At 57.2% G+C, this 20,578-nt stretch carries 20 protein-coding genes; 9 read left to right on the plus strand and 11 right to left on the minus strand.

Translation table 11 applies throughout. From position 1 onward, the window contains the following. Positions 1 to 87: 87 nt before the first annotated feature. Positions 88 to 831, minus strand: coding sequence for an endonuclease III (gene nth, locus ABSG47_RS11565; protein ID WP_424169840.1), 744 nt, complete (start codon positions 829 to 831; stop codon positions 88 to 90). 66 nt (positions 832 to 897) lie between these two features. Next, positions 898 to 1,353: an REP-associated tyrosine transposase gene (locus ABSG47_RS11570; RefSeq protein ID WP_424169841.1), complete on the minus strand. Its 456-nt coding sequence runs from the start codon at positions 1,351 to 1,353 to the stop codon at positions 898 to 900. Between the two features lie 140 nt (positions 1,354 to 1,493). On the opposite strand from ABSG47_RS11570, the gene ABSG47_RS11575 reads away from it, so the two are divergent. Next, the gene (locus tag ABSG47_RS11575; RefSeq protein WP_424169842.1) at positions 1,494 to 1,910 is read left to right on the plus strand and encodes a type II toxin-antitoxin system HicB family antitoxin; all 417 of its coding nucleotides are present in this window, start codon (positions 1,494 to 1,496) and stop codon (positions 1,908 to 1,910) included. Between the two features lie 15 nt (positions 1,911 to 1,925). Here ABSG47_RS11575 and ABSG47_RS11580 read toward each other — a convergent pair whose 3' ends face one another. Then, on the minus strand, positions 1,926 to 2,618 hold the full coding sequence (locus ABSG47_RS11580; RefSeq protein WP_424169843.1) for a hypothetical protein: 693 nt from the start codon (positions 2,616 to 2,618) through the stop codon (positions 1,926 to 1,928). Between the two features lie 204 nt (positions 2,619 to 2,822). Beyond that, entirely contained in the window at positions 2,823 to 3,680 is an 858-nt protein-coding gene (gene hemQ / locus ABSG47_RS11585; protein ID WP_424169844.1) for a hydrogen peroxide-dependent heme synthase, read from the minus strand. Positions 3,681 to 3,987: 307 nt separating this feature from the next. On the opposite strand from hemQ, the gene ABSG47_RS11590 reads away from it, so the two are divergent. Next, a complete protein-coding gene (locus tag ABSG47_RS11590; RefSeq protein ID WP_424169845.1) occupies positions 3,988 to 4,644 on the plus strand; it encodes a DedA family protein in 657 nt (218 codons plus the stop codon). Positions 4,645 to 4,728: 84 nt separating this feature from the next. Continuing rightward, complete coding sequence (locus tag ABSG47_RS11595; protein ID WP_424169846.1) at positions 4,729 to 6,051, plus strand: inositol-3-phosphate synthase; 1,323 nt, start codon at positions 4,729 to 4,731, stop codon at positions 6,049 to 6,051. Between the two features lie 72 nt (positions 6,052 to 6,123). Here the strand turns inward: ABSG47_RS11595 and ABSG47_RS11600 are convergent, their stop codons facing one another. The 3 genes from ABSG47_RS11600 to ABSG47_RS11610 are packed head-to-tail and all read right to left on the minus strand — an operon-like array spanning position 6,124 to position 9,036. After that, on the minus strand, positions 6,124 to 6,537 hold the full coding sequence (locus tag ABSG47_RS11600; protein WP_424169847.1) for a type II toxin-antitoxin system VapC family toxin: 414 nt from the start codon (positions 6,535 to 6,537) through the stop codon (positions 6,124 to 6,126). Further along, positions 6,534 to 6,782 carry a type II toxin-antitoxin system Phd/YefM family antitoxin gene (locus tag ABSG47_RS11605; RefSeq protein ID WP_424169848.1) on the minus strand — a complete coding sequence of 83 codons (249 nt, stop codon included), beginning with the start codon at positions 6,780 to 6,782 and terminating at the stop codon, positions 6,534 to 6,536. Before ABSG47_RS11605 ends, ABSG47_RS11600 begins: the two co-directional genes overlap by 4 nt. Positions 6,783 to 6,831: 49 nt before the next feature. After that, the gene (locus ABSG47_RS11610) at positions 6,832 to 9,036 is read right to left on the minus strand and encodes a PP2C family protein-serine/threonine phosphatase (protein WP_424169849.1); all 2,205 of its coding nucleotides are present in this window, start codon (positions 9,034 to 9,036) and stop codon (positions 6,832 to 6,834) included. A gap of 270 nt (positions 9,037 to 9,306) precedes the next feature. Here ABSG47_RS11610 and ABSG47_RS11615 point away from each other — a divergent pair, with 270 nt between their 5' ends. The 4 genes from ABSG47_RS11615 to ABSG47_RS11630 all read left to right on the plus strand — a co-directional run bounded on the left by ABSG47_RS11615 (position 9,307) and on the right by ABSG47_RS11630 (position 11,705). Next, a complete protein-coding gene (locus ABSG47_RS11615; RefSeq protein WP_424169850.1) occupies positions 9,307 to 10,701 on the plus strand; it encodes a M48 family metallopeptidase in 1,395 nt (464 codons plus the stop codon). Between the two features lie 163 nt (positions 10,702 to 10,864). Continuing rightward, entirely contained in the window at positions 10,865 to 11,179 is a 315-nt protein-coding gene (locus ABSG47_RS11620; protein ID WP_424169851.1) for a hypothetical protein, read from the plus strand. Between the two features lie 57 nt (positions 11,180 to 11,236). Next, positions 11,237 to 11,443 (plus strand): hypothetical protein, encoded by a 207-nt coding sequence (locus ABSG47_RS11625; RefSeq protein WP_424169852.1) that lies wholly within the window; start codon positions 11,237 to 11,239, stop codon positions 11,441 to 11,443. Further along, positions 11,436 to 11,705 (plus strand): helix-turn-helix domain-containing protein, encoded by a 270-nt coding sequence (locus ABSG47_RS11630; protein ID WP_424169853.1) that lies wholly within the window; start codon positions 11,436 to 11,438, stop codon positions 11,703 to 11,705. The genes ABSG47_RS11625 and ABSG47_RS11630 overlap by 8 nt, the downstream gene beginning before the upstream one ends. Before the next feature lie 128 nt (positions 11,706 to 11,833). Here ABSG47_RS11630 and ABSG47_RS11635 read toward each other — a convergent pair whose 3' ends face one another. The 3 genes from ABSG47_RS11635 to ABSG47_RS11645 all read right to left on the minus strand — a co-directional run bounded on the left by ABSG47_RS11635 (position 11,834) and on the right by ABSG47_RS11645 (position 16,290). Continuing rightward, on the minus strand, positions 11,834 to 12,187 hold the full coding sequence (locus ABSG47_RS11635; protein ID WP_424169854.1) for a hypothetical protein: 354 nt from the start codon (positions 12,185 to 12,187) through the stop codon (positions 11,834 to 11,836). Between the two features lie 116 nt (positions 12,188 to 12,303). Continuing rightward, positions 12,304 to 14,853, minus strand: a complete 2,550-nt coding sequence (locus ABSG47_RS11640) for an ABC transporter permease (RefSeq protein ID WP_424169855.1) — start codon at positions 14,851 to 14,853, stop codon at positions 12,304 to 12,306. Positions 14,854 to 15,042: 189 nt separating this feature from the next. Further along, positions 15,043 to 16,290, minus strand: a complete 1,248-nt coding sequence (locus ABSG47_RS11645; RefSeq protein ID WP_424169856.1) for an SGNH/GDSL hydrolase family protein — start codon at positions 16,288 to 16,290, stop codon at positions 15,043 to 15,045. Positions 16,291 to 16,369: 79 nt separating this feature from the next. On the opposite strand from ABSG47_RS11645, the gene ABSG47_RS11650 reads away from it, so the two are divergent. Beyond that, positions 16,370 to 17,890 carry a glucuronyl esterase domain-containing protein gene (locus tag ABSG47_RS11650; protein WP_424169857.1) on the plus strand — a complete coding sequence of 507 codons (1,521 nt, stop codon included), beginning with the start codon at positions 16,370 to 16,372 and terminating at the stop codon, positions 17,888 to 17,890. Positions 17,891 to 17,917: 27 nt separating this feature from the next. Here ABSG47_RS11650 and ABSG47_RS11655 read toward each other — a convergent pair whose 3' ends face one another. Next, positions 17,918 to 19,402 carry an APC family permease gene (locus ABSG47_RS11655; RefSeq protein WP_424169858.1) on the minus strand — a complete coding sequence of 495 codons (1,485 nt, stop codon included), beginning with the start codon at positions 19,400 to 19,402 and terminating at the stop codon, positions 17,918 to 17,920. Between ABSG47_RS11655 and ABSG47_RS11660 the strand changes: the two genes are divergently transcribed. Further along, entirely contained in the window at positions 19,401 to 20,537 is a 1,137-nt protein-coding gene (locus tag ABSG47_RS11660) for a M24 family metallopeptidase (RefSeq protein WP_424169859.1), read from the plus strand. The two genes, ABSG47_RS11655 and ABSG47_RS11660, sit on opposite strands and share 2 nt — an antisense overlap. Positions 20,538 to 20,578: the final 41 nt, after the last annotated feature.

Raw genomic sequence — 20,578 nt, forward strand, 5'->3', positions numbered from 1 at the left:
AATCCGCAATGGATTCGGGCCTTTTTCAACTTGAAATCATTGTGGCACAAACGGACTATATATTGTGCAAACTATTTTAAGAATTTTTCAGGAATGCCAGGTTTTGTCTTTCGAGTGGCAGAGCTGCTCCAGATTGCACTCATGGCACTTGGGTTTGCGGGCGATGCAGACCTTGCGTCCGTGATGAATGATCTGGTGCGAGTAGCTGATCCAGCGATCCTGCGGGATGATGTGCATCAGCTCCTGCTCCACCTTCTGTGGGGTATCGCCTTTCGCCAATCCGAGACGCCGCGAGATACGAAAGACATGCGTGTCCACAACAACGCCCTCAGCCTTGCCAAAGCTGACGCCAAGCACCACGTTCGCCGTCTTGCGCGCCGCGCCGGGAACGGTGATCAGCTCGGCAAGCGTCTGCGGAACCTTGCCGCCAAATGTTTCCATAATGGTCTTTCCCGCGCCCTGAATCGACTTCGCCTTATTGCGATAAAACCCGGCGGTCCGCACCAGGGATTCAAGCTCCGGCAGCGTAGCCTTCGCCATCGCCGCAGGAGTAGGGAAGCGCTTGAAGAGAGCGGGTGTGACCATATTTACCCGCACATCGGTACACTGCGCCGAAAGAATCGTCGCCACCAGCAACTCCCAAGGCGATTTGTGATCGAGCGCGCAGATGGCTTCAGGATAGGCTTCATCGAGGCCGTGCAAGATCGCGGCAACGCGTTCGGGAGAGAGGTCGCCGTGGTTGGCAACGGCTTTATTCAGAGCAGTTTTCTTAGAGGGGGATTTTTTTTCGGCGGTGCTGGTTGCGGGCATGATGATCTCGATTGAGTTCATGCTATCTCAGCGGAGGGAGCAGGGGCCTTCAGGCCCCTGAAATGGATGCGGCAGTATGCCGGGCCTTTAGGCCCGGGCTTGTAAATGTTCAGGCATAGGATCGAGAGAAACTCTCGCAGCAGAGCTATAGGGATATTGTTCCGGTAACGATGTAAGCCCGCGCCGCACAGGATTCTGCTCTATATATAGGACGGCATTCCTAAATTTATCTTCATTAAGAATCTGGCTCTCGTTGAAGCTTTTCATCCACACGTCGAGTTTGCTTTTAAATCGAAACGAAAAGCCACCTTTGATGAACTGCACGGCCTTTTCCAGAGAAATTTCCGGAGCGGGTGTGATGATCGCGTGGAAATGGTCCGGCATGATGACAAATGCATGCAGTAAAAACTTGCCTTGTGCGCGATAGTCGAAGATTGTTTGCTGCAAGATCTCTGCGCTGGCTGTGACCTGAAAGAGAGAGCGGCGTTGAGCCGTAACAGAGGTGACGAGATAGGTGCGGATTTCCTGCGGTGCGAGGCGCATGGCGGAAGGATAAACGAAAGGCCCGCGGCTAAAGCCGCGTTATTTTGCATCCCTGTTTCAGGGGCCTGAAGGCCCCTGCTCCCTCCGGGAAACCAGTACCCATATATATGCATGTAAACAAAATTGTGTACTCTAGAGCTATGCAAGGCTACCCGGCAAATCTTCGTAAGGACGGGAAATCGATTCTGGTTACGTTTCCAGATATTCCGGAAGCAATTACCTGTGGCAAAGACCGCGCCGAGGCGCTGGAGATGGCGAAAGAAGTGCTGGAACTGGCAATGGACTTCTATTTTGAGGACCAGCGCCCGGTGCCGATGCCGTCGAAGCCCAAGCGTGGACAGGTTCTGGTGGAACTGCCTGTGAGCGTAGCGGCAAAGGTTCTGCTGCTGAATGAAATGCTGAGCCAGAAGGTGAGGCCGATTGAGCTGGCGCGGCGCATCGGAACAACAAAGCAGGAAGTAAACCGGCTGACCGACCTGAAACACGCCACGAAGATTGATCGCATCGATGCTGCGCTGCGCGCGCTGGGGAAGAAGCTTATTTTGAATGCGGCGTAGGCTTTGCCATGATTGCTACATAGTGCGGTTTTTTTGAAAGTATGCGCATCTCTCGCGCAGATAGCATCGGTCACAGTCTGGCGCTATCGAAGTACAGGTCTTCTCGCCCAAGAGCCAGAGTGGGCCGTCCAACTCCCATGGGTCGTCTGGATGTATCTCGCGGCAGATGCGGATAGCAGAGAATGGCCTGGAGGTTGGAATTGCCTCGCCGAGAATGCTGCGGCCGATGACGCGGCAGATACGAACGTCGGCCTTCGGGTCGCCCTTGCCTTTGACATAGCCGCAGTCCTTGAGCGCACCAACTATCATGCGGGAGATTTGTTCTCCAGCGCCAATCCAGTGAAGCCGAGCCAGCGTGCTGAAAGCATCTTTGTCCTTCCAGATGAGCCGGGCATCACCATCGAACCAGTATGTAATTGCTTCAGCAATAGGCCATAGGCGGTTGTGCGGCGGGCGCTCCCTGTGGAGCTTGTGTCGCCTGAAGGCGAAATCTGAGCGCCACTCCTCCTCGGGAGTTTCGTAAATCTTACGCCACAGGTCATCCCGGAATTCAGGGCCGTTCTCAAAAAATTTGTAGACGGCATTCCACGGATCGTCGATCTTGTCTCTTCTCCGATAATCGAGGAGACAAGCTAGCAGAAACGCGTTTGCGATGTGCTTCTGCTCGGTCTCCGGTCGTTTGTCATACCCGCAAATCGCACCCCACAAGTCAGCTAGGGAAGGTCTGATTAAGTCCGTGAAGCATACCTCAGCGGCTAAAGCCGCATTGATTTTGCTGCATTTATGTCACGGCTGAAGCCGTGACCTACCGTTCGTGCCACTTAATCAGAGTTTGAAGCTTCTCGGCTATCCATCTGCCGCGTTCGAGTTCGTCAACCGTCAGCGCCATCGTTGACCTCTCATAACAAAGAACTAGAGCTTTCCGCTGAGCCAGTCGCTGAGCCTATCAATCTGCAACCGTAGCCCAATATAAAACTGCCCAAAGAGCGCATAGTCGGCGCTGACCTCATCAAAGCGCATCTCGTAGATGAGCTTTTTGAAGACGACGGGGTCTTCTGCAAAAAGCGTCACGCCCCACTCCCAGTCGTCCATGCCAATGGAGCCGGTGATGATCTGGCGCACCTGGTCCGCATAGCGACGGCCGATCATGCCGTGGTCGTGCATCATGCGCTGGCGATCAGCAAAAGGGATGGTGTACCAGTTCTTCTGCTCGTCACGCTTGCGGTCCATGGGGTAGAAGCAGAGGTATTTCGCATCAGGCACGGCAGGGAAGAGGCGTGGAGCCATAGCCGCGCTTGCACGCGATAGCGATTCCGCAATTTCAGCGTTCCACTCCGGCGAGTGTTGTACGAGGCTCTTCTCGGCGGCGGCCTCATACGTCTTGCGCGTGGATTCATATAGCCCTAGTTCGACGACGGAGACGTAGGAGTGCACCGGCGTCAGAAAGTCGTAGAAGCGGGTTTGCGCTAGTGTGAGCTCTACCTGATTCAATGCTTCGAGCGAGTCGCGGAAGTGCATGAAGATCAGGTCACCCTTATGGCCGAGTTGCGAAAACAGCGCGGACTGAACTTTGCCGTCGGCGGATTTCTCAAGGTTGTGCAATACCGCGATGAACTCGACGACGATCTTCTTGCGTTCGCTCTCCGAGTAGGACTCGCTGTATGAAGAGGTATCCGCGAAGGCCCGCCATGATTTCCAGTCGAAGCGGAAGAACTGATGGAGTACGGCGGAGCCCTCAAGCGTGAGCGGAACGGGAGGAAAGTCGGACAAAACGAGCACCTCTTTATCTTTATGTGACTATTCATCGTAACAGCGCAACGAGGTAATGACTCAGTTTGAAAAATCGCGCAGGGGCTAAAGCCCAAAGACTTTATCAGCCGGATTTTCGGCACGACTAAAGTCGTGCCCTGTTACAAAGCTGGTGCGATTTAGTTTTTCAGCAAGCTGTAAACGCGTGCCCTGTTACAAAACAATTCAAACCGAGCCAGTACCCGCAACGAGTCTGTCCTTTTCACACAACCTGCCGTGAGGCGGGCATTCGCCGTCCGCGAAGAACCCTTTATACTGAAAACTACGCATGAGCGATAAGATCGTTGCCTTTCTTGTTCACTTTGTAACGAGTGTGATAGATGCCGGCGGGTATGCCGGAATTGCCGCGCTGATGGGAATTGAATCGGCGTGCATTCCGCTGCCTTCTGAGATCATTATGCCGTTTGCGGGCTACCTGGTGTACCTCAAACACCTGAACCTGTGGTGGACGGCGACGGCGGGTGCGATCGGATGCAATCTGGGCTCTGTGGTGGCGTATTGGATTGGCGCCAAGGGCGGACGGCCGCTGGTGGAGCGCTATGGGCGCTGGGTGCTGATGAGCCGGCACGACCTGGACCGCATGACGCAGTTTTTTGAGAAATACGGTTCGGCTACCGTGCTGGTTGGCAGGCTGCTGCCGGTCGTCCGAACGTTTATTGCGTTTCCCGCAGGTATTGCGAAGATGCCGCAGGGGAAGTTTCATCTGTACACATTTATCGGATCGTGGCCGTGGTGCCTGGCGCTGGCGTATGCGGGCATGAAGCTGGGTGAGCAGTGGGATGATCCGCACTCACCATTTCACGAATATTTTCATCGTTTCCACACGGCGATCATTGTGCTGATCCTGGTGGCCGGTGTGTGGTTTGTATGGACGCATGTGCAGCGCGCCCGCAGGGAAAGCAAGGGGCCTGACGCGATACACTAACGTGTTTGGCCATGAAGGCGAATTGAAACAGTACGGTATGCGAAAAAGCCGCGCTGGAATAGACAGGAAGGACGAGGAGTAACGATGTCGAGCAAGGAAGTGCAGAGCATAGCGCCCGCGACGGGCAAGCTGGGAGTAATGGTGGTGGGCCTAGGCGCCGTGGCCACCACGATGATTGCAGGTGTAGAGGCTGTGCGGCGCGGGATTGCGAAGCCGATCGGCTCGCTGACGCAGATGGGTACGATCCGGTTGGGCAAGCGCACGGATGGCACCTCGCCGCTGATTAAGGACTTTGTTCCTCTGGCGGATCTGAACGATGTGGTCTTTACGGGCTGGGATATTTTTGAAGACAACGTGTATGAGGCCGCGGCGCACGCGGCGGTGCTCAATAAGGATCTGCTGCTGCAACTGAAGCCGTATCTTGAGACGATCAAGCCGCTGCCCGCGGTGTTTGATCAGCACTATGTGAAGCGCCTGAACGGCACGCACGTAAAGAAGGGCAAGAACAAGAAGGACCTTGCAGAGCAGGTGATTGAAGACATTCGCAACTTCAGGAAGACAGTGGACCGCGTAGTGATGATCTGGGCTGGTTCGACGGAGATTTTCCTCGAGCCGTCTGCGGTTCACCAGTCGATTGAGGCGTTTGAGAAGGGTCTCGAGAACAGCGACGAGGGCATTGCGCCTTCGCAGATTTATGCCTACGCAGCGCTGAGCGAGGGAGTGCCGTTTGCCAATGGCGCGCCGAACCTGACGGTAGATACACCCGCGATGATTGAGCTATCTAAGAAGAACTCCGCGCCGATCTGCGGAAAGGATTTCAAGACCGGCCAGACGTTTATGAAGACTGTGCTGGCACCGGCCTTCAAGGCTCGCATGCTGGGTGTTCGCGGATGGTTCTCGACGAACATTCTGGGCAACCGCGACGGCGAGGTGCTGGACGAGCCGCAGAGCTTCAAGACCAAGGAAGAGTCGAAGCTGGGCTCACTGGAATACATCTTCCAGCCGGATCTGTACCCGGATCTGTACAAGGACATCTACCACAAGATTCGCATCAACTACTATCCGCCGGCGGGCGACGACAAGGAAGCCTGGGACAACATCGACATCTTCGGATGGCTCGGTTATCCGATGCAGATCAAGGTGGATTTCCTGTGCCGCGATTCGATTCTTGCCGCGCCGATTGCGCTTGACCTGGTGCTGTTCCTTGACCTGGCGAAGCGTACGCCGGAGCTGGCTTCGCTTGGCATTCAGGAGTGGCTGAGCTTCTACCTGAAATCGCCGCAGACGGCTGAGGGGTTGTACCCGGAGCACGATCTGTTTATTCAGTCGATGAAGCTGAAGAACACGCTGCGGCATATCAAGGGCGAAGGGTTGATTACGCACCTTGGGCTGGAGTATTACGACTGATTTGAGCCGCGTGACATGAAGTAGAAAAGCCCCATTCGCTCGGATGGGGCTTTTGCTTTTTCAATCCGTCATTTATGCGCCGAGAAGTTGAACTTTTTCCGTTTCCGCAGCGCGCCGCAATTGAATGTCAAGCGTAGCAAGCGGCAATGCGAGCCGCAGTGCAAGTTCCAGATAGGCCGCGTCATAAAGTGTGAGGCTGTGCTTGTCAGCAATGGAGAGGGTGCGCGACCACGCATGTAGGTTGGTTTCGTTGTCAACGGAGATAGCAAGGTCGTTCAGGTCTTCCAGCGATTCATCTCTATATACCGGCGTGATTCTTGAACGGCGAACACTTACTAACAGAATGTTAGCGACTTCAATACGCCAGAGTTCCGGAACAACAGCGCCATGAGTTACAACGGTCTTAAGCACGGATTCAATCTTTAGCGTTCTTTCGCCGGGTAGAATCCAGGCCAGTGTAACGGAAGCATCCAGAACGAGACTCAACGGCGGCCTTCATCGCGATAGGCCTTCCACTCTTCCCAATTGAACGGACCCAGGTTATTTTCTTTCGCCCGCTCGCGTATGCGTGCCGCGGCTTCCCGCGCCCTGTCAATATCCCGTTTCGCGTCCGGCACAAGCCTTGCCACTGGCCGGCCATGGCGCGTGATACGGACTTCTTCACCGGCTTCGACGCGGTCGAGGAGTGTCCCGAGGGTATTCTTTGCTTCAAATGCGCCGACTTCAAGCATGGAAACCTCAATTTAAGCTAGCTTAAGCTAGTCTAGCACGGCCTTGAAATCACGCAGCTACAGCAGCAGGCGCGAGGCGACGGACGGTGAGGATAGTAATGTCATCCTCCTGGCCGAACTCCTTGGCGGCATCAGCGATGTAGAAAGCTGACTGATTGCTGAGATTATGCACGCGGTCAAAACCAAAAAGCTCACCCGAAGAACTGCGAGCTTCGACGACACCGTCCGAGAGAAAGAGCACTCGGTCACCGGGATGCAGAAAGAGGCGTATCTCGTCATACGTGACGTCGGCGAGTACGCCAACCGGCAGGCCACCAGGAATGGCAATCTCCTGACTGTTGAGATAAGGCGGCAAATGACCCGCATTGGCTATGACAAGCTCGCCGTTTGGGCCGAACCATGCCGCCTGGCATGTAGTGAAGCTGTCGCTGCCGACCATTGCCCTGTTCAGCGATTGCAGAACTCTGGCGGGACTATGCACATCCACGCCGCGTAGAGCACCTACCAGCATGGAGACGTTCATGGCAGCTTTGAGGCCTTTTCCGGCCACGTCGCCAATGACAACCAGCATTCCACCGTCGGGGGTGTTTTCGACGTGGAAGAAGTCTCCGCCAACCTCGGCAGCAGGGTTGTAGACCGATTCCACCTCAAAGCCAGGTGTTTGGACTTTCTCCTGGGGAATCATCAACTCCTGCACGCTGCGTGCCGCGGCTAGTTCACTTGAGGCACGCTCCTGGGTACGTTGAATGCGGACGAATCGGCCAAAGATGATGAGCACGATGGTGAGCAGGCCGACAAAATCTGCAATCGAAGCGAAGTGAATGGGCACAGGGCCGGCATAAACCGTGAGGGGTGAATGATAAGGATGGCCGCTGGTGTCCATCATGCCTGAGGTAAAGATGGGCTCGATCCGTCCAACGAACGAGAGCAGCAGCGGAATCAACAGCAGACCTGCTTCATAGTTGCGCCGGGCAGTGGCAGCGATGAGCACAACCAGGCAGAAGACCAGCCAGAGGAGCATCCAGAAGATGCTTGCCACCAGGTCAACTACCAGCAGAACGTCAATGAGCCGGCCGTGCTCAACAAAAAACAGGAGCGGACCCACGCCGAGCAGAACAGGCGCGATGAAGCGGAGCAGATAGATGAACCATCGCTTGAATTTGCCCGTCCAGCGGCGATGCAGGTCCAGGAATGCCACCAGAAATTCAAAATATAGGTAGGCAGAAATAGTCACGAGCTGGGCAAAGGTGGCGGCATAGAGCAACGTTTCGATATACGCAAAACTTCCTGCCGTGTCGATGATGCTGATGGGCGCCTGCACCAGCTCATACAAACCCAGCCAGAGATATTCCCGGTGCCCTTTTTGCGTGAAATAAAGTGCAAAAAGAAACCCCGCCAGGACCACTAGCAGAATCGAATTCACCAGCTTGGGCAGCAGCTCAAAGAGGCTATGATCGCGCCATAAATCCACCGAGCGATTCAGCGATTCCGGGCTGCCCAGCAGGAGCGTGCGCGCGGCAAAGAAGTGCGTGTACGCCGTCAAGCCAAAGGGAATATGTAATGTCCGAATGGCTAAAGTGAGATCGGTCTCTTCCGGAGGCACCTGCAAGTGGTACATGCGGGAAATGGACTGGTAGCGCTCCGGAGTTACATTATTCGGTCCATCGGGGCGAATCTCTTCTCCATTGGCGAAAACGACCGCGTCGGAACTGAAGTTGCCGACTCCATTCAAAGACGCGCCTTCCTTGACCGGCACCTCAATGAGCAGAGCGAGTGGGCCGTGGTTTGGCGCGAGTTTCACATGCAGCCGGAACCAGACAAAGTCAGTCGGACCCTGTCTCCTGGGCCCCTTATCGTTGTTCTTATCGGAGTTGTCATCGACATCGGCAATAGATTCGGCTGCATTGCGCACCGCCCAGTTGGAATCGTCAAAGTCAGACGCGGAGGCTTCGCTGCCCGATACGCCCACGCGCCAGCCTCTGGCCAACATCACCGGGACGCCGATGTGGGTAGCGTCCAGAAGGATCGGTTCATCGGGCGGCGTGTCGGTTTTACCCTTGCCGGGCGAACGTTGCCCAGGCGGCGGAGCCAGCAGATGATTCAAGGCATGAATCGGCCCCGGTGGTCCGCCGTGAGGATGCGGATGGGGTTGTGGAGGGTCCGATGACGCCTGCGCTGCCGCACTGCTACTGCCGCACAGAGCCAGCAGTGCGAGGGCGAGCAAGCATAGGTACAGAAGTGGCTTTCGCTTCATTTCCCTTGTGGACTCCACTCTAACAGACAGGTTGCGACGCAAAATGCCAGCCAGGGTGAGGAATCAGATTCATCCACTCCGGGCAGATTGGCCAGTTCCTTACAAGCTAAAACGAAAATGAGCCGTATTTGGTTTCACAGGATCGAAATGAAGACTTCAGGGGTGCGAATATATTCCACGCATGCATGCCAAAAGGGGGATACTAACGTCTAACGTGTCGAGCGAAGAGGGTGTATTCTCAAGCGGAGGTGTGCCATGAGGCACGGGGCAATGAAAAGAATTGTTCTATCGCTGGCAGTCTTGCTGGCTACAGCGGCATACGCGCAGCAGGCTCCTCAAACGCAGACTCCGGCACAGCCGCCGAGCCCGCCTCCCTCCACGCCATCCACTACTCCTACGCCATCCACCGCTCCCGATCCGGGCACCACGCCGGTAGCCGGAGATACGCAGCCCTCGGCACAGCCCGCCAATCAGAGCGCCGGCCAGAGCACTCAGACTCAGGACAAGGATAAAGACAAGAAGAATCCCGCGCCCGGCACCGCGCCTGTGAATGGCGATGTATCCCCCACGGTCAACGTGGATCCGGAAAAAGTAGTGGAGCCGGGCAGCCAGAAGATCAATGTCAAGCCGGGCAGCATCGACGACGTGAGCGCGGTCGGCAATCGCGATATTGGCGGACGCGGCCTGGGCAACTGGTTCTCCACCGATACCGAGATCAAGATGGGCAAGGCCGCCTCGATGGATATCGAGAAGAGCACAAAATTCATTACCGACCCGGTGGTGACCGAGTATGTCAACCGCATCGGCCAGAACATCGTAAAGAACTCAGACTGCAAGGTTCCGTTCACGATCAAGGTTATCGATTCGGACGAGATCAATGCCATGGCGCTCCCCGGCGGCTTCTTCTACGTCAATTCCGGGCTGATTCTCAACGCCGATGAGGAGGCCGAACTGGCCGGTGTCATGGCGCATGAGACAGCGCATGTTTGCGCACACCATACGGCGCGCGAGATGACCAGGGCGGAGTACGCGCAGATCGGCACCATTCCGTTGATCTTTATCGGCGGCTGGACGGGATACGGCATCTACGAAGCGGCCAATATCGGCATACCGATGACCTTCCTGCACTTCTTCCGCGAGTTTGAGGCGCAGGCGGATTACCTGGGCTTGCAGTATATGTATCGCGCCGGGTACGATCCACAGGCGTTTATCGCCTTCTTTGAGAAGGTTCAAGCGCTGGAGAAGCGCAAGCCCGGACTGGTGGCCAAGGCATTCTCCGACCATCCGCAGACGCCTGACCGCATTCTGCATTCTCAGGAAGAGATTGCCCGGATTCTGCCGCCGCGCGACGAGTACACCGTTACCACGTCGGAGTTTGACGACGTGAAGGCGCGCCTGGCCCGCATCGAGAATAAGCGCAGGCTGACGGATACGAAGGACAAGAAGCCATCGCTGCGCCGCGCCAGCACAGCATCAGGCTCCGACCCGAATTCAAGCGACGGATCATCGGGCAGCGGCGATGATCGCCCGACGCTCAAGCGTCGCGACGATCAGGGGCAGCAGAGCGGCCAGCAGGGTAGCGGAAGCGATAGTGGCAGCGGTACTACCGGCAGCAGCACTACTGGCAGTAACGGCGGGAGCCAGCAGCCAAACCAGCAAAACTAGGGCTCGTAACACACTTGTGTCAAGTTTCTACCCCCTCCGTACCGCATTTGTTTCAGACAAATGCGGTACTCTGTACGTGTCTCCCCGCTCTGACTTGAGAGATCAAAAAAACAGCCGATATTCAGGCTGAAGCGGTATATTGCGAGACAGTTGGACCTTGGTTATGAAGAGAATCGCCATTCTTGTGGCAGTGTTCGCATTTATCCTTCTGCTCACAAAGATTGCCAATCAGGTGCCTCCGGCAGCACCGCCGGGAACGGCGTTTGCTCTGAAGGCGCAGCGCGTGATCCAGTGTTCCCCGGTAGAGATTACGCTGGTTGACGGCCACAACGACCGCACCCATCTCGAAAAGGATGCCAGTTGGCCCGATTGCTCGACCTACCGCCCGGACGAGCACCTGGACTTTTACCTTTCGCGCGGCGACAAGACCAAATACCTGAGCAGCGAACCGTCCGCCTGGTGGCGGAACGTACTATAGGCCCGCCCGAAAGACGCACCATTCGACATAACAGCCCAATATCTTGCGGCTCGCCCGATGCAGCATCTCAAGATAGCCGGGGTTCCCGGATTCTGGCCGATCCATGGTTCGGCTGCTGCGGTCTATCCAGCAAAAAATTACTGGAAAAGCCGGAAAAAATCCTTGAATTACCGGATGAAACCGCGTTATATACAAGAACACCGGCCAGAAAGCGAATTGGCTCCCCGTCTGGCGCAACTTACTCTGGAGGAATTCCATGAATAATGCGGCAGCACGTCGTTCCAATCTACTGGTTCCCGAGGTGCGCGAGGTCATGGACATCCGCCAGGCCTCTGACTACCTGGGCATATCTCCGGATACGCTGTATAAGTACGCATCCGAGGGCTTTGTGCCTGCCTTTAAACTGGGCAATCGCTGGCGCTTCAAGCGTTCGCGGCTGGATGAATGGATGGATCAGCAGTCCGGCATGAATGTCAGCGGAGCCGTGGGTCCGGATCAGAAAAAGCCGGTAAAGGCCGTGTTATAGGGCATTTCTCCTCTTGCAGTAGAGCGACCCCAGCCTGGCCGCAAAGACAAATACGCGGCGAGGGTGGGGCGCACGAACTTTATATCTTCGGGAGAGATGCTCTAGACAGGCGAATTTCTTCCGCCTGTCTATTTTGACTGATTCGCCTTATCGACATCGGACCACGCAAACTTGCCCAGCAGAAACGGATGCGATGTGAGCGGGGCGCTGCTTGCCGGGCTTGAGGGATAGGGGTCCGAGGTGTTCGTAGGAAATCCCCACACGTTTCCATTGCGCATATCTATTACAACCTTGCCGAGCAGCTGGCGGCTGGCGTCAGGCGCTCGCAGCATGTAAGTGCCGGGTTCGATATAGAACGGATACGGACTCGTGCCATCCTGCGCTTTGACTGTTGCTGGAGCAAGGTACGGGCGTATGGCAATGGCCGAGGTTGCGACCGCGATCAGCAGTAAAAGCAGCTTTACAAACCTGTCCGTCTTCATGAATGTCTCCCTTTCCCAGGAAAGCAGCGAACCATTGGCCAAAGCCTGCGCCTGGGTTGAATGGTTCGCTGGTGACATTCAGTGTATCTGTTGGTTGCAGACGCCGCGCGTCGAACTCAGTCGACGCGCAGCGCTTTCACAGGGTCAATGGAGGCGGCGCGACGCGCAGGGATGAAACCCGCAATTGCCGCGGCGAGAATCAGTACGCCGATGGCGCCCGCCATGACGGACGTATTGACGCTGGTGATCTCGTAGAGCTGCGATTTGACGTAACGCACACAGAAGACCGAAACAGGAACGCCGATGGCGAGGCCGATGACGGCCTGCAGCATGGCTCCCCGCATGACCATGCCGATGACCCGCGTGCGTGCGGCTCCAAGAGCCATACGGATGCCGATCTCCGGCGTGCGGCGAACGACGGTGTACGCAGTCACGCCATAAAGCCCGATGGCGGCGAGCAGCAAAGCGAGCAGGCCGAAGAGGGAAGTGAGGCGCGCGATGAGGCGCTCTTCGGTGAAACGATCGTCGATCTGCTGCTGAAAGGTCTGGAACTTCACAATAGTGAGGTTGGGATTGATGCTCCCCAGGGTATCGCCGACAATTTTTTCAAAGCCGGGAATGGGGTGGGCCGTCTGGATGACCAGTGCGCCGGCGTACGTGGACTGGTCTTTGTCGAGAGGATTGTCGGCATCGGGAATGCCGGCCGGTTGTGTGAGCGACAGGAAGTACATGGCATGGTTCTTCCAGTAGATGCTGGAATAGGTGGTGTCTTCCACCACGCCCACGATTTCATGCGCTCCATCCTGCGGAGTCTTGTTCGGACCGGAGAAGCCAAAGCGATGGCCAATCGGGTTGCGCTTGCCGAAGAATTGCTTCACGAACTCCTGATTGACGACTGCCACAGATGGTGCGTTGAGGGTGTCCTGTGAAGTGAATCCGCGGCCCGCGACTATATGCGTGCCCACCGAATCGAAGTATTCTGGGGTGCCTTTCACCCATGAAGCGCCCTTGTTGGTGTCATTCTCGCCCTGAATTTTTACGCCGGAACTCCAGTTGTTCTGTTCCATGGGGGTATAGGTGGCCAGGCCGACTTTGAGCACGCCCGGAATGGCGTGAAAACGGTCCACTATGGTCTGGTAAAGCGGCCCTACTTCAGTGTTTTTGTAGCCGGCCGCCTGTGGATTGATGTGTGCAATGTAGCGGTTCGTCGTATCCAGCTTCATGTCCACACCCTCAGCCTTGCCCAGGCTCTGCGCAAAGAGGCCGGCGGCGACGAGAAGCACGAGCGAGAGCGCAGCCTGCAGCACGACGAGAGCGCGCTGAAGTAAAGATGCGCCCTGCGCGGTGGTGCGGGCATTGGAGCGAAGCGCCTCGGCTGGTTGCGTGCGTGCGGCCATCAGTGCCGGAGCCAGGCCGAAGAGGACGCCTGTAACAAGCGAGAGCCCGAAGGAAAAGCCGATGACCAACGGCGACGGCGAAGCGTTGATCGGCATATTGTGCTGGTCGGGAAATGCCAGCATGAGCAATGCGCGCGCACCAAGGTAGGAGACTGCAAGGCCAAGCAGGCCGCCCAGGCCGGAGAGAAGCACGCTTTCCGTAAGCAGTTGGCCTACAATGCGGCTGCGCTGCGCGCCGAGGGCCGAGCGGATGGAGAGCTCCGCACGGCGGCTCATGCCGCGGACCAGAAGCAGATTGGCGATATTGGCGCAGGCGACCAGAAGCACCATTGCTGCGATCCAGCTGAGCAGTTTGAGGTGGTCTTTGTAGTCATCCTGCATATTCTGGATGCCGCCTCCGCCGGGCGTGAGCACTACGTGGGTATGAGGAAGAGCCTTCTGGGCGCGCTGATCGGTAAATGTCTTGAGCGGCGCAAACTCCTGTTTGAGGAGTGCGCTGGCCTTGGACTGCAGCGCGGGCAGGGAGGTTCCCGGTTTTACACGGCCAATAATGTAGGCCCACCGGGAGTCGGGATCGTTGAAGTACGGCGCACCGATAACGGGGTCCATTACATTCATGGGAAGGAAGTATTTGGGCGGATTGGTGTCGATGCGGTCGCCGTAAAAGCCCTTCGGCGCAACGCCGATGACGGTGGCAGGCTTGGTATTGATGTAAAAACTGCTGCCGACAACGGAGGGATCGCCTGCGTAATCCTGCATCCAGGCTTCGTAGCTCATCACGGCAGTGACGGGCGCACCTTTCTGGTCGTCGGAGTCCACAAATAGGCGGCCTGCGGCGGGCGAAAGGCCAAAGACGCGGAAGTAGTTGCCGGAGACGAAGGTTGCCATGACGGATTTCGCCAAGGTCTGTGGTCCGGCTCGACGAACGGTGATGGGCCGCCATGCGTAACCGGACTCCATTGCCGCCAGCTCCTCGAACTCCGGCAGGCTCTTCTTGAACATGTAATAGCTGTCGGTGTCGAAAAGAGTGTAATCGCCGCTGTCATTCCAGCCGCCGTTCACGCAGCAGTCATCGTTGTCGCCAATACGGACTAGAGTCCTGGGATCGGTGACCGGCAGATCATGCATGAGGATGGCGTTGACCAGCGTGAAGATGGCCGAGTTAGCGCCGATGCCGAGAGCCAGAGTTAAAAGAACCGTGATGGTAAAACCCGGCGTTTTACGAAGCTGCCGCAGCGCGAACATCACATCCTGCATGAGAACTCTCATCCATTCCTCCAGAAAGCACAGTTGCACGTACGCTGGAGAGCACGCGAAGTTCCACTTATGGGAGAGAAATTCTCTTTTATAATCAGCCGTTTACGCGAGTGTTACGTTCTGTAACTGTTCAAAGCCGCATTCGGTGTTCAAAATCGAACAGAACAGCGCCGGTAAAATCCGCCTCCGTGCCGCGGAGGACTATTTTTTGAAGAGATTGAGCGGTATCGCTTCTCCCATGGCTTTGTAACCGGCTGGCCCTGGATGCAGATGATCTCCGCTGTCGTAAGCGGGAAGCATGCGATCGGGGTTTTGCGGATCGCGGAGAACAGCGTCAAAATCGACAACCGCATCGAAATGTCCCGCCGCCCGAATCCATGAATTCACAGCCTGGCGGTCTGCTTCGTTGATTGCATCCGGATGGTAGTGCCCGGCGCCGACATAGGGAGTGATGGTCGCGCCGAGGATGCGGATTCCGTGCGCATGGGCGCGGGCAATCATCTGCTGATAGGAAGCGATGACGCGGGCTACATAGGCGTCATGCTCCTGTTGCGAAATCGGATGCTGCACGGTGAGTCCGCCGAGGTCATTGACTCCTTCAAAGACAATGACCCACTTCACGCCGGCCTGCGCAAGCACATCGCGATCAAAGCGGGCCAGCGCATTGGGCCCGCTGCCATCGGTGAGCAGGTGATTGCCGCCGATGCCCTGATTGGTAACGCCGATATCGCGCGTTTTCTTGTTTGCCTGCAAGCGCGCGGCGAGCACGTCAGTCCAGCGATCATTGCCGTTGGTCGTCGCGCCGTGGCCGTCGGTAATGGAGTCACCGAGCGCGGCAATTGCAGCCGATCCCCTGGCTGACGAGGCTACGTCAATATCCGAAAGCAGATACCAGTGGTCCACGTGCTTAGCGTCCGGGAGATTTGCCGCGGCGACAGCATCGCCGTGGACGTAATACGTGGTGGCGCGCGAGCCGGGATGGCTGGTCTGGCGGGCAGGCGGCGTGTCGAGGTGCAGGCTTACGGCAAGGTCGCTAAGAGGAGCAACGGGATAATCGACCGGATCGGAAACAAAATCCGCTCCAGGCGGGACAATGACGTCATTCTTTCCGGCAAAGGTGAGCGCTTTATCGGTTGCCGGGTCAATGGCCGAGGCGGACGGCGAGACAGGACGCGCGATATGCACGGAGGTAAGGTGCAGAGCGTCTGTACCAAACGCGTTTGAGACGTGGACACGCAGCGTGGGACCGCCAACCGAGAGATGGACGATCTGCCGCACCGTAGCGTCGCGAAGATCATCCGCAGGTAGCGCGTTTGCCGGTTCGGGGATCTGCTGCGAAGTCCCCCATGAGACGATCCAGTTACCGGCTTGTGCTCTGCCGCAGGCTGCGCCGAACAGGAGCAGCAGTACCGCTGCCAACGATTGATTCGCGTGATGTGCAATTTTCATGTAGGACCGTGTAGGATGAATCGCCTGAATAAATCGCTTTTCTGAAGGCGCAGAAAGAATATCATTCGCGGAGGCTGTCGTGCGTCTGGTGCTGAAATCGATACCTGTTTTGCTGATGCTTGTCTCTACAACTGCTGCATTTAGCCAGAGCAGTCCCGCACCGGTCACGTTCACATCGGACCAGGACCAGAAGAACATGATGGACCAGCTCGGCATCAAGGCTCTGCGCCCTGGACCGAGCGGGAATGAAAAGGCTCCCAATCACGCCAACTACGACGAGTCCAAGGCCAATCCGTATCCGAATATTCCCGATCCACTGACGATGAACAACGGCGACAAGGTGACGACGGCCCAGCAATGGTGGGATAAGCGTCGTCCTGAGATCGTAGAGCTGTATTCGAAGTATGTTTATGGCCGGGTCCCGAACAATGTACCGAAGGTCACGTGGTCGGCAACGGTGGATCACGAGATGATCGGCTTTACGCCAGTGATTGCCAAGGATCTGATCGGCACGGTGGACAGCTCGGCATATCCAGACATCAGCGTAAAGATTCACGCCACGCTGGTGGTGCCTGCCAATGCAAAGGGTCCGGTGCCGACGCTGATCATGTTCGGGCCTGCGGGATTTCCCAAACCCAATGAGCCACGCGGCGAAGCAATGACTGAGCTGAACGCTGCAATGAAGACAGTCCTGATTCAGCAAGACCCGCGCCTGCAAAAGGTCTTCGACGAGCATCCGGCGTGGATGCCGTTCAGTAACTCGCCATTTTTTACGCCTCCACAGTTAAATGAAGACGGCGGTCCGCCGAATCCATGGCAGCTTGTAGCGGCGGGATGGGGCTTTGTTCTCCTGGATCCCGCGTCGGTACAAGCCGACAATGGTGCTGGATTGACTCGGGGCATCATTGGCCTGGTGAACAAAGGTCAGCCGCGCAAGCCAGAGGATTGGGGCGCGCTGCGCGCATGGGCGTGGGGAGCCGGCCGGACGCTGGATTACCTGGAGACCGATCCGTCAGTCGATGCCAAGCATGTGGGCATTGACGGCGTTTCTCGCTACGGCAAGGCCGCGCTGATCACGATGGCCTTCGATCAGCGCTTCTACATGGTCTTGGTCGGCTCCTCCGGCAAGGGCGGAGCCACTCTGCTGCGCCGCAACTACGGCGAGGCCGTGGAGAGCCTGACCGGGGGCGAGTATCACTGGATGGCCGGCAACTTCATGAAGTACGGAGCGTCTGATGCGAGCTTTGGCACAGGCAATCCGGGCCAGTTGCCGGTGGACTCGAATGAGCTGATTGCGCTCTGTGCGCCACGACTTACCTTTATCAGTTACGGCATTCCTGAGAAAGGCGACGCGCACTGGCTGGACCACGAGGGCAGCTTTATGGCGACGGTGGATGCGAGCCGCGTATTTGGGCTGCTGGGAGCCAAGGGATTGCCGGTGACCGAGGATTACCACACCGCGAAGATGCCTCCAGTAAACACCGGGTGGCTGGATGGACAGCTTTCCTGGCGGCAGCATGACGGCGGTCATACGGACGCGCCGAATATGAAGTGGTTTATTCAGTGGGCGGACAAGGCGATGGGCCGCGGCGCGCAATAATAAGAGCTTCACGTGGTGAAGCGATACCTATTCCGCTACAATCGTTTGCTTCGGCGCGAACGGCCATTGCTTGCGGAGAAATGCGCGCACTAAAAAAAAGACAACTCCGGCCAGCCCCAATGCCAGGCCGCGTGCCATGATCTTTTGCCGTTCAGGATCTGTGAAGACAAACGCGAAACCGACGAGCGTGATGATCACGGGCAGCGGATAAAGCCACATGCGAAAAGGCCTCTCCGCGGCGGGTTTTGTCATGCGCCAGTAGACAACACCGAGAGCCTGTACGAGAAAAACCATCAGTATCCGCACGATGACGAGCGCGGAGATCAAGCTGCCGAGCTGAAAGACGCATAGAGCAGCGGCAAGCAGGCCCATGAACACGACACTGACAACAGGGAAGCCTTTGGTTTTATGCAGGCGCTGAAAGGCGGAGAAGAAGTTGTGATCGCGCGCGGCGGCGAAGGGAATTCTGGAATAGCCAGTGAGCAGCGCGAAGACTGACGCAAACGCAGTCCAGACGACGGCAAGCGCAACAAGATTGCCTCCCCAGTTGCCCCAGGCTATCTGTGCGGCTCGCGCCGCGGGATAGTTCCCGGCGGTCGCATCGGTCATGCGGATCATTTCAGCAACCGGCAACTGGCCGAGGATGCCGATGTTCATGAGCAGGTAGAGCACGCCCACGATCAGGATGGAGAGAATCATGGAGCGCGGGATGGTGCGCGGAGGATCGACGACCTCTTCCGCAAGGAAGCAGATATTGTAGTAGCCCCAGTAATCGTAAAGGGCAACGAGCAGAGCGCCGGAAAAGCCAATCAGGAATCCATTGGGGGGAGCTTGATGCGCCCAACCCTGCGGAAAGGCAAGTCCGGCGCGGAAGTGCGTCAGTCCCGTGAAGATGACAAAAAGCAATGTGGCGAGAACGCCGATCCACAGGTATTTTGAGATGCGCGCGATGCCTTCGATGCCGCGCGCAACGAGGATGGTGGCGAGCAAGGCCGCAGCGATTGCGGCCAGTGTGGCGCCGGAGATCTCGAGCTTCAGTGTGACATCGCCGAGCAAGTGAAAGCCAAGCGAGCGGCTGAAGAATACGTGCCGCAGGGACGGAAAGATATAAGAGGCGTACCCGGCCAGGCCAACGCAGCCGGTAGCGATGGAGACAGGCGCGGTGAAGATGAGCTGGAAGGTGAAGAGAAACGCAAGCAGCCTGCCGAACTTTTCGCGCCCGTAGATTTCCTTTACATACTCATACGTGCCGCCGGCTTTAGGCAGTGCCGCACCGAGTTCCGCCCAGATGAGCCCATCGGAAATGGCGATGATGGCGCCCGCGATCCAACCGAGCAATGCGAGCGATCCACCCATCGCTTTGACCATCAGCGGCAGCGTGGCAAAAGGGCCTACGCCGACCATGTCAATCATGTTGAGAGCGGTGGCTGGCAGCAGCGTGAGCTTTCGCTGAAGTTGCGGAGAGCTGTTCGGCTGGTTTGTTCCGGCTGGGCCGGTGCTGGCTGCACGCATGGCTGCGATTGTAAAGGAGGCCACGCGTGATACAACTGACCGGGTGGATTACTCGCGCCGTATCGGAAATCTGCGCCGCAAACTGAGGCGCACCGGACTGTCGGGGCTGCTGATAACGCATCTTCCGGATGTGCGCTATCTGTGCGGCTTTACCGGATCGAGTGCGGCGCTCGCGATTACAGGCCGCAGGGCACGGCTGTTTACCGATGGGCGCTATCGTACGCAGGCAACTGAGGAAGTAAAGGCTGTGGACGTGGAGATTATTACCCGCGCAGCTGCTGTTGCCGCCGTGGAATGGCTGGCTGCGCAACCGGCATCGGAGTCCGCGGGATTTGATCCGATGCATACTACGGTGGCAGAGCTCGCGCGATGGCGAGAAGCGCTTCCGGCACGCCTGCGGCGAACATTTTTTGCTGCGCTGCCAAATCCGCTGATAGAGCCGCTGCGCCTGGTGAAGGATGAAGCTGAACTGGCAATCCTGCGCGAGGCGGCGCTGATCGGGTCGCGCCTTTTCGATTACATTCTCAGTGTTTTGCGGCCCGGCTTGCGCGAGGTGGAAGTTGCGGCGGAGCTGGAACATGCGGCTCGCATGGCAGGCGCGGAAGGAATGTCGTTTGACACGATCGTGGCCTCGGGACCACGGTCGGCGCTTCCGCACGGACATGCGTCGGAAGCACGCCTCCCTCGCAGAGGCTTTCTTACCCTCGACTTCGGTATAATCCACAAGGGTTATTGCAGCGACATGACCCGCACAGTGTACTTTGGCACGCCACGGGCAAATGAGCGAGCCGCTTATGAGGCGGTTCTCGAAGCCCAGCAGGCTGCGGTGGAAGCTGTCGCGGCAGGAGTACGCTGCGGCGACGTGGACGAAGCCGCAAGAAGCGTGCTGCGACATGCCGGACTGGCCGAGGCGTTTTCGCACTCGACAGGCCACGGCGTGGGTATTGAGATTCACGAACCGCCACGCATCGCCTCCGGGCAAACCACTCGCCTTGAGGCCGGCATGGTGGTGACAATCGAGCCGGGTGTTTATCTGCCAGGGCAGTTCGGCATCCGCATTGAGGATATGGTGGCAGTAACGCGCGCGGGAGGTGAGATTTTTACCCCTGCGCCCAAGACCCTGATTGAGCTTTAAAGAGATTTTTGCCCTTGTGGGCCACTAAGATAGAAGGAACG

The organism is Occallatibacter sp. (genome assembly GCF_049510455.1).
Classification (GTDB): Bacteria; Acidobacteriota; Terriglobia; order Terriglobales; family Acidobacteriaceae; genus Telmatobacter.

Excerpts from the sequence above, each read along its gene's own strand:
- ABSG47_RS11655 (WP_424169858.1), bottom strand. The coding sequence starts at position 19,402 with ATGCGTGCAGCCAGCACCGGCCCAGCCGGAACAAACCAGCCGAACAGC.
- ABSG47_RS11610 (WP_424169849.1), bottom strand. The coding sequence starts at position 9,036 with ATGAAGCGAAAGCCACTTCTGTACCTATGCTTGCTCGCCCTCGCACTG.
- ABSG47_RS11595 (WP_424169846.1), top strand. The coding sequence starts at position 4,729 with ATGTCGAGCAAGGAAGTGCAGAGCATAGCGCCCGCGACGGGCAAGCTG.
- ABSG47_RS11575 (WP_424169842.1), top strand. The coding sequence starts at position 1,494 with ATGCAAGGCTACCCGGCAAATCTTCGTAAGGACGGGAAATCGATTCTG.
- ABSG47_RS11660 (WP_424169859.1), top strand. The coding sequence starts at position 19,401 with ATGGCTGCGATTGTAAAGGAGGCCACGCGTGATACAACTGACCGGGTG.
- ABSG47_RS11645 (WP_424169856.1), bottom strand. The coding sequence starts at position 16,290 with ATGAAAATTGCACATCACGCGAATCAATCGTTGGCAGCGGTACTGCTG.
- ABSG47_RS11635 (WP_424169854.1), bottom strand. The coding sequence starts at position 12,187 with ATGAAGACGGACAGGTTTGTAAAGCTGCTTTTACTGCTGATCGCGGTC.
- ABSG47_RS11625 (WP_424169852.1), top strand. The coding sequence starts at position 11,237 with ATGCAGCATCTCAAGATAGCCGGGGTTCCCGGATTCTGGCCGATCCAT.
- nth (WP_424169840.1), bottom strand. The coding sequence starts at position 831 with ATGAACTCAATCGAGATCATCATGCCCGCAACCAGCACCGCCGAAAAA.
- ABSG47_RS11590 (WP_424169845.1), top strand. The coding sequence starts at position 3,988 with ATGAGCGATAAGATCGTTGCCTTTCTTGTTCACTTTGTAACGAGTGTG.
- ABSG47_RS11570 (WP_424169841.1), bottom strand. The coding sequence starts at position 1,353 with ATGCGCCTCGCACCGCAGGAAATCCGCACCTATCTCGTCACCTCTGTT.
- ABSG47_RS11620 (WP_424169851.1), top strand. The coding sequence starts at position 10,865 with ATGAAGAGAATCGCCATTCTTGTGGCAGTGTTCGCATTTATCCTTCTG.
- ABSG47_RS11605 (WP_424169848.1), bottom strand. The coding sequence starts at position 6,782 with ATGCTTGAAGTCGGCGCATTTGAAGCAAAGAATACCCTCGGGACACTC.
- ABSG47_RS11615 (WP_424169850.1), top strand. The coding sequence starts at position 9,307 with ATGAAAAGAATTGTTCTATCGCTGGCAGTCTTGCTGGCTACAGCGGCA.
- ABSG47_RS11630 (WP_424169853.1), top strand. The coding sequence starts at position 11,436 with ATGAATAATGCGGCAGCACGTCGTTCCAATCTACTGGTTCCCGAGGTG.
- ABSG47_RS11640 (WP_424169855.1), bottom strand. The coding sequence starts at position 14,853 with ATGAGAGTTCTCATGCAGGATGTGATGTTCGCGCTGCGGCAGCTTCGT.